The sequence below is a fragment of the Pseudanabaena sp. UWO310 genome (genome assembly GCF_006861605.1).
In the GTDB taxonomy this organism is placed as follows: domain Bacteria; phylum Cyanobacteriota; class Cyanobacteriia; order Pseudanabaenales; family Pseudanabaenaceae; genus Pseudanabaena.
Genome location: NZ_SELU01000014.1, coordinates 71,924 through 83,945 on the forward strand (window position 1 = coordinate 71,924; position 12,022 = coordinate 83,945).

The 12,022-nt window shown below is 42.0% G+C and carries 15 protein-coding genes; 4 read left to right on the forward strand and 11 right to left on the reverse strand.

What is annotated here, in order from left to right; all coding sequences use genetic code 11:
• Positions 1-55: 55 nt before the first annotated feature.
• The 8 genes from PseudUWO310_RS06680 to PseudUWO310_RS06715 form a co-directional block, all read right to left on the reverse strand.
• A complete protein-coding gene (locus PseudUWO310_RS06680) occupies positions 56-406 on the reverse strand; it encodes a DUF5615 family PIN-like protein (protein WP_055074871.1) in 351 nt (116 codons plus the stop codon).
• Between the two features lies 1 nt (position 407).
• The gene (locus PseudUWO310_RS06685; RefSeq protein ID WP_055074870.1) at positions 408-719 is read right to left on the reverse strand and encodes a DUF433 domain-containing protein; all 312 of its coding nucleotides are present in this window, start codon (positions 717-719) and stop codon (positions 408-410) included.
• Positions 720-828: 109 nt separating this feature from the next.
• A complete protein-coding gene (locus PseudUWO310_RS06690) occupies positions 829-1,158 on the reverse strand; it encodes a hypothetical protein (protein ID WP_055074869.1) in 330 nt (109 codons plus the stop codon).
• A gap of 20 nt (positions 1,159-1,178) precedes the next feature.
• Positions 1,179-1,526 carry a papain fold toxin domain-containing protein gene (locus PseudUWO310_RS06695; RefSeq protein ID WP_142599956.1) on the reverse strand — a complete coding sequence of 116 codons (348 nt, stop codon included), beginning with the start codon at positions 1,524-1,526 and terminating at the stop codon, positions 1,179-1,181.
• A 2-nt stretch (positions 1,527-1,528) separates the two neighbouring features.
• Entirely contained in the window at positions 1,529-1,969 is a 441-nt protein-coding gene (locus PseudUWO310_RS06700) for a hypothetical protein (protein ID WP_142599957.1), read from the reverse strand.
• A gap of 196 nt (positions 1,970-2,165) precedes the next feature.
• Complete coding sequence (locus tag PseudUWO310_RS06705; RefSeq protein WP_142599958.1) at positions 2,166-2,561, reverse strand: ACP S-malonyltransferase; 396 nt, start codon at positions 2,559-2,561, stop codon at positions 2,166-2,168.
• Complete coding sequence (locus tag PseudUWO310_RS06710; protein WP_142599959.1) at positions 2,558-2,929, reverse strand: DUF433 domain-containing protein; 372 nt, start codon at positions 2,927-2,929, stop codon at positions 2,558-2,560. The genes PseudUWO310_RS06705 and PseudUWO310_RS06710 overlap by 4 nt, the downstream gene beginning before the upstream one ends.
• A gap of 42 nt (positions 2,930-2,971) precedes the next feature.
• A complete protein-coding gene (locus PseudUWO310_RS06715) occupies positions 2,972-3,544 on the reverse strand; it encodes a Uma2 family endonuclease (RefSeq protein ID WP_142599960.1) in 573 nt (190 codons plus the stop codon).
• Between the two features lie 175 nt (positions 3,545-3,719).
• On the opposite strand from PseudUWO310_RS06715, the gene PseudUWO310_RS06720 reads away from it, so the two are divergent.
• The 3 genes from PseudUWO310_RS06720 (at position 3,720) to PseudUWO310_RS06730 (ending at position 6,568) form a co-directional block, all read left to right on the forward strand.
• A complete protein-coding gene (locus PseudUWO310_RS06720; RefSeq protein WP_072143552.1) occupies positions 3,720-3,947 on the forward strand; it encodes a KTSC domain-containing protein in 228 nt (75 codons plus the stop codon).
• A gap of 18 nt (positions 3,948-3,965) precedes the next feature.
• Positions 3,966-4,589 carry a Vat family streptogramin A O-acetyltransferase gene (locus PseudUWO310_RS06725; RefSeq protein ID WP_142599971.1) on the forward strand — a complete coding sequence of 208 codons (624 nt, stop codon included), beginning with the start codon at positions 3,966-3,968 and terminating at the stop codon, positions 4,587-4,589.
• A gap of 326 nt (positions 4,590-4,915) precedes the next feature.
• Positions 4,916-6,568, forward strand: coding sequence for an SWIM zinc finger domain-containing protein (locus PseudUWO310_RS06730; protein WP_142599961.1), 1,653 nt, complete (start codon positions 4,916-4,918; stop codon positions 6,566-6,568).
• Positions 6,569-6,588: 20 nt separating this feature from the next.
• Here the strand turns inward: PseudUWO310_RS06730 and PseudUWO310_RS06735 are convergent, their stop codons facing one another.
• The 3 genes from PseudUWO310_RS06735 to PseudUWO310_RS06745 form a co-directional block, all read right to left on the reverse strand.
• Positions 6,589-7,482: an Rpn family recombination-promoting nuclease/putative transposase gene (locus tag PseudUWO310_RS06735; RefSeq protein ID WP_142599962.1), complete on the reverse strand. Its 894-nt coding sequence runs from the start codon at positions 7,480-7,482 to the stop codon at positions 6,589-6,591.
• A gap of 100 nt (positions 7,483-7,582) precedes the next feature.
• Positions 7,583-8,128 carry a hypothetical protein gene (locus PseudUWO310_RS06740; RefSeq protein WP_142599963.1) on the reverse strand — a complete coding sequence of 182 codons (546 nt, stop codon included), beginning with the start codon at positions 8,126-8,128 and terminating at the stop codon, positions 7,583-7,585.
• Positions 8,129-8,158: 30 nt separating this feature from the next.
• Entirely contained in the window at positions 8,159-11,383 is a 3,225-nt protein-coding gene (locus PseudUWO310_RS06745; RefSeq protein ID WP_142599964.1) for a hypothetical protein, read from the reverse strand.
• Between the two features lie 263 nt (positions 11,384-11,646).
• On the opposite strand from PseudUWO310_RS06745, the gene PseudUWO310_RS06750 reads away from it, so the two are divergent.
• Positions 11,647-11,943 carry a hypothetical protein gene (locus PseudUWO310_RS06750; RefSeq protein WP_190315931.1) on the forward strand — a complete coding sequence of 99 codons (297 nt, stop codon included), beginning with the start codon at positions 11,647-11,649 and terminating at the stop codon, positions 11,941-11,943.
• The last annotated feature ends 79 nt before the right edge of the window (positions 11,944-12,022 follow it).

Sequence of the window (12,022 nt, forward strand, 5' to 3'; positions counted from 1 at the left end):
ATAAGGGCTTTGCGACCGCTTTTATACAGCTTAAATACACGTCAGTTTAAACATTTTATTTGAAAGGAATATATTCAACTGTGTTCATCCATTCGTAAGCCTCAGAAGCTTGAGCGATCAATTCTAGATCTTTGACAAATTGCCCAATTGTGCCGCCGAGTTGATGTCCAAAGATTAATCCTGCAAACTGTTTGCCTTCTACTTGCCAAGTCTCAGCTAGAACTCGAAAGCGAATGTCTTGGGTAAAGAGAACTCGTTTAAGTTCTGTTGTTCGTTCTAAAAGTTGATCGTCAGGTAATTCTGTGGTTTCATCCTCAAAGGCTGTTAGTACGTCTATGCCCTTACGTCGCAGTTGTTGTGTAATTGCTTGAGGGACATGAACATCCATATACAAAGCGATCGCCATTTTAGAGAACTCCTTGCGCTTTCATCCTGATATAAAAAGGCGATCGCACAGATTGGCTAGTACTTCCTTGGACTTGCTCCCATTCTTCTTTGATTTCTTGGTCAATTTCTTTTTGGTGATCGAAGTAATAACCCATTGCTGCATGAGCTTCGGCGGGTGTTAGGTAAAGGTGTTGACGGCATATTTCTTCGACTGACCAGCCATAGGCGAGATAGTCCATGACAATTTGTGCTACTCGAATGCGTGGTAAGCGTTGCAGTCTGGCGGGTTGGTTGTCGCTTTTTTCGATATGTGGATAACTTAGGGCTAACATGATTATTTTTACCTAACTAAGCTGTCATGCTCTTACAGTATAGTCTTTACTGACTTTAACAAGTAGCTTTTAACAACAGATAAAGATTAGCGAATTCTATTTAACGCAATTAAGCCATTACTGATTCTTTAACTTGATCTCGTACTTGAAACTCTTTTAGGAATTTAAAAAACATTTCAAAGCCTGTCTTTTCATCGTGACAGGAGAGCATGATTAGTTTTGCCCATGAGGTAACAGATCTTACGCCTAGTTTTTGCTGTAGCCAAGGCTGAAACTCGTTATAAAAGTCTTCTTCTTCTTGGGTGAGTTCTCCATTAATCTGACTTCGCGCAAATTCATATCCAGCAAGAAACATAAATAGATCGCTAACGGATTGACGACCTAAATACATTCCTGAGTTCTTCTCAACTTTTTGCAAAAGCTCAAATAATCCAATCATTTTATACCTCTCAAAAAATATTACAAAGTAGTTAATTCATCGACTATAAAAGAGCCACTCAGACAACTAAAGTCTTTTATCCAATCCTCGCGAGATAAGCCTTCGGCAGACAAATTGTTAAATACTTTTCCCATGACTTCTACTCCATAATGAGTTCCATTTTCAGTTATTGACTCGTCTAGTCCATAGCGATCGCTTGTTATAAAGTTTTCACTACGGCGTTTGGTTCGTAACCGCAGAATTTTTGCTTCGATACCACGCTTTTTTAGCCAACGCATTACGTTTAGAGCGCATTTATCACATTCTAGTAATGGGTAATTAATTGTAATTCTACCGACTGCTTGCCAAATTTCCTCCTGTGTTTTCATAGTTAAGGTAAGTTTTTTTCGGTTGCAGACTCATCTTCTTTGAGGGGAACTATAAATTTCATGTCTTTATATAGTGAATCAACCGCTATCTTAGAAGGTAATCTGCGCCCTCCTATTTTTTCCCTGATCCGCTTTTTATCAAATAGACGTAACTTCTCAAGAAATAGGTTTCTCTCAGTCTCTAAAGCATCCATTGCTCTATTAAGACTCTCATTACAATTTCCTGTGCTTTCATCAAATCCGAAATGTTTACTGTATCGAAGATAAGTTGTCTGAAACTTTTGTTTGATGAGCCAGTGATAAAGCTGTATACAAGAGCGAAAAGCAGAGCGGCGGTAATGAAACGGTAAATCGCTTCTACGAACTATTCGTGCATGTGTATGAAAACTGCTCATATCAACATTATGGTGTTCCAGATTTGTTGTAAGACGAATTAGAATCATAGGACAAGAAAAATAGCTGGCTTAGGGTTGCCGTGTTTGTTGGATTTTATGATTCAAGAAGTCTGAAACATTACCATCTTAAGTTCATCGCGCATTTTTGACTTAGCCTGCTGTATACATTTTAACGTTGTTACTGCCCCACTCAAATTTGTTGTTATCCCAATCAAATTGCATGAAAATATTATATCAATACATTTCATGGAATAAAAATTCGCCTCGCGCCTCGATAACTATCAATATCAAGCGTAATTTCAATCAAGCTCTCAACACAACGTCCACGATAATCTATATCATTCAACAAGCGATCGGCATTAGCAATTGTAACCACAGGCAAAGAATTTGAAGTACTTTCCTCACGCATGACCTGCTCTAGCGAATCCCTACCCTTCATACTGCGATTTGCCGTGAGCAAAATCATCTGTTTTTCCTGAGCCAAGCGCCAAACCACCCTATCATTGCTATCGATCGCTAAATCAACCTCTGCAAAATTGACAAACTGAATTGGCAAAACATTCAACCAACCCTGACTAGCGATCGCCCCAAACAAAACAAGAGCATGACCCTTGAGATTGTGATCGATCAAGAAAATCATACTTTTAGTTCACGCTGCGATCGCATTTTCTGAAGCTTTTTCCAAGCAGACTCATTACCAGTTTTTATCTTTGTAGCAGTACTAATTAGGCGATCGCGATTTTGATTAGCATAATATACTTGAAGTTCTTCAGTCTCTCGAACCACTTGAGCATACTCAACTTCCACCACATCCCGATTTAGCTCAATATAGGATAAAGCCGCATTAATTTGTTCATCTGTAAGTTCAAACAAGCCTTGGATAAACTTAGCAGGATATTGAGCTTTCACATAGTCCATCACATCATAAAGAGTAATACGAGTACCAGATATTGTTAGTCCTCTTTCAGTGTGGATAATCGCAACTTTTGTATTAGATTGAGAAATCATCTCCTTAGCCTCCTATAGCCCAGTTCTATACTACATTTATTCTTAAAGCGATCGCAAGTCTAAACTAAACTCAGGCAATACATTCTCACCAGATAGCAAATCAGGATTATAGAGAACTTCAACGACTTGATTTTGACGATAAATCTCGACAATATTCGCCCTGCGATCTAGCAACCAACCTAGCCTTGCGCCATTTTCGATATATTCCTGCATTTTCGCTTGAGTCTCCTTGCGCGTATCCGTTGGCGATATCAACTCCAAAACAAAATTAGGCGCAATCGGTGGAAACTTTTCTCTTTGAGAATCAGTTAACGCATTCCATCGCTCTAAACTAATCCACGACACATCAGGCGATCGATTAGCATTATTAGGCAACTTAAAACAAGTCGATGAATCAAACACCTTGCCAAGCTTCAAGCGATTATTCCAAATCCAAAACTGAGCAATCAAACCCGCATTATAAATTCCCGTTTCTCCACCCGTCGGAGCTAAGATAATTACCTCTCCTCTAGAATTACGCTCAAACTTGACCTCAGGATTGGCAAGACATAGATCGTAAAACTGCTCGTCAGCAATTTTGGCGATCGCATCAAGATTCAAAGTTACCGTATTCATGCTTTTAGTTTGAAAATACAGTTGTAATGAGATTCTAGCACTTTTAACTATTTTGGATTCTGTAGCACTAAAAGTTGGGGCACTACATCTATCTCAATAAATTTTGTTAATGTAGACTATTAAAAGAAATAAGGATGTTGCAAAAATGATCCTTAATATTAAAGAGGATAGAACTATGCAGATGATTGATGTAGATTCTAGTATGCTGAGTTCAGTTGGCTATGACTCGGCTACCCAGACTCTTCGTGCTGTCTTTAATAGCGGTAAAACCTATGACTATTTTAAGGTTTCACAAGAGGTTTACGATGAATTGATCGCTAGCGAATCTAAGGGACGTTATATGCGTGATGAAATTATCGATATGTACTCCTATCAACAAGTAAAAAGGAAAAGTAAATATTAGCTTTACTATATGACATCTATGAACTATCCTGATCGCACCAATCCGCATCCAATGGCAGGATTTCCCCAAGTTTGCTTTATTCAAAACACAGTCTCTAACCCAAATATCATTATCGGCGACTACACCTATTACGACGATCCCGAAGACTCCGAAAACTTTGAACGTAATGTCCTGTATCACTTTGACTTCATTGGGGACAAACTGATTATCGGTAGATTTTGCGCGATCGCAAGAGGTGTAAAATTCATCATGAATGGTGCAAACCATAGTATGTCAGGCATCTCTACCTATCCATTTCAAATCTTTTGGAACGAGTGGAAACCACAAAATCTCGAATTTCCCTACAAAGGCGATACTGTGATTGGGAATGATGTCTGGATTGGCTACGAAGCGGTGATTATGGCAGGAGTGAAGATTGGTGATGGCGCGATTATCGCCTCCAAATCTGTGGTTACTAAAGACGTGCCACCCTATGCGATCGTTGGTGGCAATCCTGCGACAGTGATCCGTCAGAGATTTGATGATCAAGCGATCGCAAAGCTACTCGAAATCGCATGGTGGAATTGGGATATGGAGAAGATTACGAGAAATCTGGATCGGATTGTGAGCGCTGATATCACAGCCTTGCAAAATTGTAAGTAGCTAGGCATAAGTAAACTTACAGCGCTTTGCGCTCAAACCCAAACCAAGGGAATTTTTGAAAGCGTTGCGAAGCAACGCTTTCAAAAATTCCCTTGTGGTTCGTTTGATCGATAATTGCTGTAAAACCTAGAAGAGCATACCGCCCGCGCAGCGGGCGGTATGCTCTCTGGTTTTGGTTTTTAATTATGCTGAACGACTTATGTAAGTTAGGAATTTTCTGGATTTGCCTGACTGATCGTTTACAATGAATCTCTATTCCCAGTATTTGCGATCAGCTCCAAAAAATACAGCGATTGGTTTATGCTTGATGAAGAGTCGGAATTTGTATGGAATTTAACTACAACTACAAGGGCAGTTCGTCAGTGTCTGGACAAGGCGATCGCACAGCGATGTCATTCTCGCCTGACCTGACAAGGCAACCCACCTACTTTAGAGGCGAACTGCATCAGAATATTGCCTTTCGAGAAGCGATTAGTGCCTTGCATGACGTTGTAGTTTCTGACCTTCGTTTTAAGCCAAAGGATAAAGAAGCTTACAAAGCTTGGGCAGCCCAGCGCAATGAGATTGACTGGCAACTGGTCGCCGCCCAACGCCAAGAAGTTACAGATAGGATCAAAGCCCTCCAAGCCGATCTCACGGATCTAAATCGACGCAGTTCGGAACGGATGTCTGGATTTTATCGAGCCACCGCGAGATATTTTGATTATCTCTATCAAAAGGATCGAGATTATTGGTTTGTGCTTGACCCTGTAATTACCGTTCATCCCGATGAAGTTTTCTTTGAATGCTTTAGTCAAGATGAGTCTAGCTATGGTCGTCTGGGGGCTAGCTATGAGGTATTTAAGAATATTGATGAATTTGCCTGCGGCACTACCAACATCGATTACTCTGCCGCACTCTACGATGAGTTCCAAAAGATTCGCAGTTATAAACGGACGTTATTGGAAGTCGATCCTTCGGGGTTTGAAGTAAAGACCACAGGAGAGGCTGACTATAAAGAAGTCAAAATCGATCTACCAGATACTTGGGTGCGCGGCTTTTTGCAGGTTAGCTCGGCAATGTCACTTCCCGCAATTCGCTTTGACCTCCATCCCACCGATATTTATAACATCTGTTTTGTTTTGCGTCGTCGCAAAGAAAAGCAGGGACCGCGCAGTATGCGCTATATTCTCAAGCCGAACGAACCTATCCGAATTGTATTTGAGCCTTGGGGAACGGAAATAGTCTGTTCCCGCTCGATTTATGAGGGCAATAGCGATCGCACGATCCGCGTTTGGGGTCGTCGTCGTCTCTTGATTTTGGAACGGCTGATTCCCGTTGCGCGTAAATTCACCGTGCATTTACTTGGCAATGGAATGCCTTCTTTCTATGTCGCCGATCTTGAAGATATGTCCTTCACTTTGGGGTTATCGGGCTGGACGGCTAATGACTGGGCAAAGGCGAGTAATTTTGATTTACTTGCGCCTAGGGCAAATGTTGATGACCGCACCAAACGCCAGATTTTTGAAGCACTCAAGCAGAATTGGGTGGAATCCCCTGACGCTCTAGCAGCAAGACTCAGACTCGATCGCTCGGTGGTTCTTGGTGCGCTCAGTGCCTATACTCAGGCGGGTAGAGCGATTTATGACTTAAATAAGCAGGTCTATCGCGTGCGCGAACTGTCCAATGTGCCTTTGCCGATGGATAAACTGCGCTTTGCTAGCGATCGCGAAGCCCAAGCGAGTCAATTTTTAGAGCAGAATGCTGTGCGGATTACCAGTGACAATATTGATACTTCGGGAACTCAATTTTTGCAAGGAGAAGTGCGCCATAAAAATCAAACTTTCCTACCTATGGTCACGCTCGATCGCGATCTACGCATTGTTCACGCCGAATGTACTTGCAACTGGCATCAGCAAAACAAACTATTTAAAGGGCCATGCGAACATATCCTCGCTTTGCGAATGCATAGCGATCGCATCGCTAATGCAATTGTGTAATACCCTTTCGTTGCTCTTGTTCAACGCGCCAAATGTTCTTTTAGCCAAGCGCTTAAATCAGCAGTTGTTTGTAAGTCAAAGATTACTTCGGCTAAATTTTCTAGCTGCACGGCAGATAGTTTAGAAATTTTAGATTTTATGCTTGGAGATATTTTACCAAATTTCCGAGTCAGCATCCGTACCAACATCGCAGCCTGTCTTTGTAAACCCTCTTGTTTACCAATTTGCAAGCCCTCTTGTTTACCAATTTGCAAACCCTCTTGTTTACCTTCCTGCATAGCCTCTTGGTAGACGCGGGTTTTCTTTAGATCGCTATGTGTAAACATCGATTCAACCTCTTGACGACTTAGTTTTGGGAATTTGTATACCAACACTGCCTCTATGAATTCTACTACGTTATCTCTCAGTTCAGTGTTTGTTTCTTGCTCAACTTTTTTGGCTAGTTTTCTTGCCATGGTTGGTGCTTTTTTTTCTGTGGCTAAGATTAGCTGAATGATGGCTATGCCAAGGGAGTTCGTTTCTTCCCGCAGGTCTTCTAAATATATGCGGGTGATCCTTCCTGAGGCAATTAGTTCTTGGCAGAATTTGTCGGGTATTGGTTCGCTATTGTATTTGGCAAAGATGGCTACGGCTTGCCAGTCTTGGATGGGGCGATATTGGTTGAGATAGAGGAAGATTTCGGCTAAGAATTCGGAGTAGAAGTCTTCTTTGGGTTGAAATTGGACTTCTACTAGAAATATTGGTTTGTCGTTGGTTTCGGGCATGAAGATACCGTCAAACCGAAATGCTTTTTCTTTGATCTCAGCTGAGCTGAATTTGTATCCTTCGGCTTCTGCGATCGGGCGATCAATTAGCTCGAATAGTAGGGTGTGGAAGGATTGAAATAATTGATAAAACAGGGTGTCAGTCTTCATTGACGGGAATTATAGCATGATGTTTTTGCCCGCTCCACTATTTATTTGAGATGACAAAATATGCTCAGCTTTCAGCACTTTATTAATTTCCACAGGTTCATCAATTAGACCAAACCGTTACAAGTTTGCCTATAAGTCCACCACTAATCAGAATAAGCGTTCCAATTATCTCATAATAATATGGCACTTCATTCTCATCTCGACTTTTTTCGACTTGCCCGAAAATTTTGCTTAGGATTTTGTCAAGGTCTTCTTCATTAGTAAAACGCTCAGCTAATATGATCTTCGCTTCAATCTCAAATTTTCTCGATTCCCTTTCATATCTTTTCGATTCTATCATTTGCCAAAAGACGTAAATAGCTATTGGAATAGTGTTGATGATAAAAATATCTATCATATTAATTTGGCTACTCACAGCAGCTGTAATTACTGCTGCTGTGACACAGTGAAAGACTATTGGAGTCACAAGGATAATATTATAAGGCTCTTCAGAAAGCCATCTAAATAAGTCTCGATTAGATACATGGAAACTTATTCCCATAATAAACACATGTGATGTAGCACAGTGAAAAAAAGTAATACTGCCATACAGTAATATGCCCATAGCGAGATCAATAAAAATATTAGGAATTATTGTTTCAATCATTTCTTTGTTTACTAACGAATTGACGCTTCTTTATGATTTTGTGGGGATAGTAGATACCTTGATAGGAAGAGGAATTTGAGGATAGGTAAGATGGATTTTTAAGAGGGATTCTAGGGCTTTGGCTTTATCCCCGATCGCGATCGCCGCAGATTGTCGGGTGAAGATTTGGGCGACGATATGCGCAGCAGCTTCGCTTTTAGTTGCTTCTTGATTGAGAAAAGCGAATACCCGTTGCTTGGTGACACGACCGCGATTTACTTGGGCTAAGACTCTTGTGAAATAGGGAATTAGCTCCTGCAAACGACTGGGATTATTTGCCGCGTAGTTTTCTAGATAATTGGTGGCAAATAGCTGCATATCCGTAGAAGGATGTTCGCTAAATTTAACTAGATATTCTTGTCCATCGGTTTCTTGAAAACAGCGACTGACTAAATCGCGACCAAACTTGCGCACATCAGCGCGAATGCTATCGCAGATGCTGATAATCACCACAGGTGTGAAGTCTTCAGGTTGGAGTAATTCTCCAAAGAGGCGAAATCCAAATAGCCTTGCATCATCCCAGCGTGATTCGAGAAATGGTAATGCTGCGAGTAATTCCTCTGGTTGACGATGCAGACGGGGGAGTATCTGTTCGCCCATAGCATAGGAGGCAATGCGAACTGTTAACACTTCATGGTTGCTAAACTGAGCAATCTCTGAGGTCGTAAAACTACTCGCCCAAACCGATCCATTGACGGAGAGGATAGATCCCGCCACTTCTTGAGCGGCAGTAGATTTGGTTTGGAGAAGTTGCTGCGTCAACTCTTGGGTAGCAGCAGACATCCATTCAGGCAAATCGTTTTGGAGCAACTGACTGAGAAATTTATGCACCCCTTCGTTCGCTTCAGGTGCAAGCAAGACTTGGAGTAGTTGCCCTGCAAAGGTTAAGCTGAAGTCATGATTGTCATTAGCCAATCGACGAATGATCGGACGAATCGCTTCGCGCATATCCGCGATCGCATGGGTCGCGATCGCCAAGATTAGGGTCGTCCGTTCTAACAAAACGCGATCGGGCAATTGCCCAAACAGCCGCACACCCAAAACCCTAACATGATCATAGGGGGATTCTAATAGAGCTTCCATTAAGCCTGATGGTAAGTCCATGACATTTATTTCATGGTTCACCAGAATCTGCGCTCCCAAGGTTTGTAACTCTGGCAGGGGATGACGCAGGAGATCGAGAATAATTTCTAAGCCTAGCGATCGCAATTGTATACTGAAGCTAAGTAATAGAGTTTCTGCTCCTTGTTTAGCTTGTTCTGCTTGATCGGGTTGCAGGGTCAGCATCAGGGCAATAATCTGTCCAATTAGCGATCGCGCTGTGACATCACTCAAAATAGCCGTACCGAGTAACTGCCGCGCAAAAGTCCTCGTCTCTGCCTGTTTGCTCAATACTAACCCCGCAATTAATTGACTATCTTCGGCTAAAAAGCGATCGCGCTGTTCGTTAATCCATCGATAAGCCTCAGTTCGCGCAGGTGCAAAAGCACAATTAGCCACCGCTAAAATTAATTTGCCATCGGGCTGATCAGGTTGGTAGCGTGCCCTTGCTAGCTCAAATCCCAATTGCGCGGTGACTTCATAAGGGCGGGCTAGGATTTTAATCAGATTCTCTAGGGATATCTCTGCACAAAAACTTTGACATGACCGCAGCGCTTTAACGGCAAAATGATGTACGGGGCGGGCTTCACTTTCTAATAGAAGTTGTAATAGCGCAGTGGGATGCTGTTCCCACAGTTGAGGGAATGCTTCTTCTCTAACTTTTGGCTCAGGACTTTCAGGCTTATAGGGTGGAACACATCGCCATGCTCTAGCGTTAGGCTTCAGTACATAACGGGGGCTATGCTCATAGAGAATATGATTGAAGGTGAGATATTTAGCATAGATATCCCATTCAATTCTTACTGATTCATACCGATTCCAATTGCGATCGTATTTATAGTAAACGGATTGACGCACTTCCTCGGCATCAACATCTGAATACTGCAAGAGAATACTTACGGCTAAGTTAATGTAGGCTGAATCGTTTAATTCTCCAAGTTTACGGAGCGATCGCCATACTCGCCGCCTTAAGTAACTGCGCGTTTTTTGGGAATAAGCCTGATTATTCTCAATATTATTCTCAAACTCTTCATAGTCTGGTTGTTTATCTTGCTCGAAGCGTTTTGCCAGAATTGCAAATGCTTCGGCATCTTGACGATATTCGGCAATTTTGAAGATATGGCGCACTCTTTGGAAGTAGTTATATTCTAGAGGAACTGTTCTTAAAACCTCTAAAATCGCTGGGCGAATATTCTCACTATCGATTTGATAGAGCAATTCGATCGCCATAAAACGGTAGCGATCGTCGCTATTGAGAAAAGTCTGAAAAGCTTCCGCAAATTGCTCAGCAGTGCCATGTCGAACTGGATCTTGCAGTGCGATCGGTAATTGTGTGATTAATTGCGATCGCATCTCCGCTTGTTTAGCATGATCAGCCAGTTTAAAAACAGCTTCAAAGGCAATACGCTTTACTGAGTCTGGTGTAGCACTATTTTGATACAGCCCTTCTAATGGGGGAATGACGCTGCGATCGCCACACCATCCTAATGACCAAGCGATCGCATAGTTCCTGATGGGATTGCGCGAAGTGTTGAGCATCCGTAACAAAAGAGGTGCTGCCGCTGCTATCTTTAGTTCTCCCACCCGCCAAATCAATCGATCTAAGGGATGCTGGCGATCGCGCTTAGCCACTAAGGGATTGCCCATCCGATCTACTAGGTTTGTACGCGGTTGACGACCACGCCTTGTATTCCTCACCCCACTACGAGATGCAACGCTAGAAGGAACGCCCACATTTAAGATTGCCACCAAGCGATTGAGAATCGCTTGACTTCTAGCATCGCTATCAATGGGAATTTCTATCGGTGGTGGACTGGCGATCGGGGTAGAAGTTGCCGGACTGGCGATCGGGGTAGAAGTCGCCTCAGTTTCCCCAGTAGCATCACGATAGCCTTTGCTTACTTTTGCATTGACTAAGCGATCGAGCAATTTCTGCGCTTGCTCTAGGGATACTGCTGTCACTGTCTCGGAATTCTCTTTGAGGACAGCCCCTTGTTTCCCATACCGCGAGTTGACCACATAGCGATTATCCCCAACCTGACAAAGATCGATTTCGTAGACCTTAGTTGAGCTGCCAGCCTGATAAAGCAGCGTTGTTCGTTTAATTATTTGCATGGCAAGCTCAAACTAGTAAATAGTGAGGTTGATAATAGTGACAGTCTTTAGTCGCCCTTGTATTATCTTAAGATCCATAATATCACCCAGATCTATGGATTATCTTGCTTCACTTACGCCATCATTTCCATATACATTTCTTGGCTAATTGACAGATGGTTAAGCCCACTGTCAACATATTGAAGTCCATACTTCTGAAATATAGACAATATGAACTAGCTATCAATTTTACTACTGCCAACCAATTTTTTAAATCTAGAGCGATGAACTCTCCAAAACAATTAAGAATAAATTTAGACTTCTTCAAAAGCGTTCTTCAAGAAGGTGATTCAGATGGGATATCAACCTATATTGATACTAAAACTGGGGAAACACTTTTAGCTAGCGATATGCTGGCTGAGGAGATTAAAGAAAGAACACGTTATTTCAAAGTTCCCTCAAAGAAGATATGGTCAATTAGTCAAGAAACTGTAGAGAAATGGGTTGAAGAAATGTTGGAAATCTTTACTCAAGAGGGAGCATCTCAATTAGGCACTGAGCAAAAATACTTAGGGGAATAGAAATAGCCATTGAGATAAGCGCACCGATGTTTCAAAACTTGAGCAACATTTTGCTGATTCCACTGAGCACCCGAAATCT

Bases quoted from the DNA above. Each gene is read 5' to 3' on its own strand.
- PseudUWO310_RS06680 (WP_055074871.1), bottom strand. From the start codon at position 406: ATGGCGATCGCTTTGTATATGGATGTTCATGTCCCTCAAGCAATTACA.
- PseudUWO310_RS06685 (WP_055074870.1), bottom strand. From the start codon at position 719: ATGTTAGCCCTAAGTTATCCACATATCGAAAAAAGCGACAACCAACCC.
- PseudUWO310_RS06690 (WP_055074869.1), bottom strand. From the start codon at position 1,158: ATGATTGGATTATTTGAGCTTTTGCAAAAAGTTGAGAAGAACTCAGGA.
- PseudUWO310_RS06695 (WP_142599956.1), bottom strand. From the start codon at position 1,526: ATGAAAACACAGGAGGAAATTTGGCAAGCAGTCGGTAGAATTACAATT.
- PseudUWO310_RS06700 (WP_142599957.1), bottom strand. From the start codon at position 1,969: ATGATTCTAATTCGTCTTACAACAAATCTGGAACACCATAATGTTGAT.
- PseudUWO310_RS06705 (WP_142599958.1), bottom strand. From the start codon at position 2,561: ATGATTTTCTTGATCGATCACAATCTCAAGGGTCATGCTCTTGTTTTG.
- PseudUWO310_RS06710 (WP_142599959.1), bottom strand. From the start codon at position 2,929: ATGATTTCTCAATCTAATACAAAAGTTGCGATTATCCACACTGAAAGA.
- PseudUWO310_RS06715 (WP_142599960.1), bottom strand. From the start codon at position 3,544: ATGAATACGGTAACTTTGAATCTTGATGCGATCGCCAAAATTGCTGAC.
- PseudUWO310_RS06720 (WP_072143552.1), top strand. From the start codon at position 3,720: ATGCAGATGATTGATGTAGATTCTAGTATGCTGAGTTCAGTTGGCTAT.
- PseudUWO310_RS06725 (WP_142599971.1), top strand. From the start codon at position 3,966: ATGAACTATCCTGATCGCACCAATCCGCATCCAATGGCAGGATTTCCC.
- PseudUWO310_RS06730 (WP_142599961.1), top strand. From the start codon at position 4,916: ATGGAATTTAACTACAACTACAAGGGCAGTTCGTCAGTGTCTGGACAA.
- PseudUWO310_RS06735 (WP_142599962.1), bottom strand. From the start codon at position 7,482: ATGAAGACTGACACCCTGTTTTATCAATTATTTCAATCCTTCCACACC.
- PseudUWO310_RS06740 (WP_142599963.1), bottom strand. From the start codon at position 8,128: ATGATTGAAACAATAATTCCTAATATTTTTATTGATCTCGCTATGGGC.
- PseudUWO310_RS06745 (WP_142599964.1), bottom strand. From the start codon at position 11,383: ATGCAAATAATTAAACGAACAACGCTGCTTTATCAGGCTGGCAGCTCA.
- PseudUWO310_RS06750 (WP_190315931.1), top strand. From the start codon at position 11,647: ATGAACTCTCCAAAACAATTAAGAATAAATTTAGACTTCTTCAAAAGC.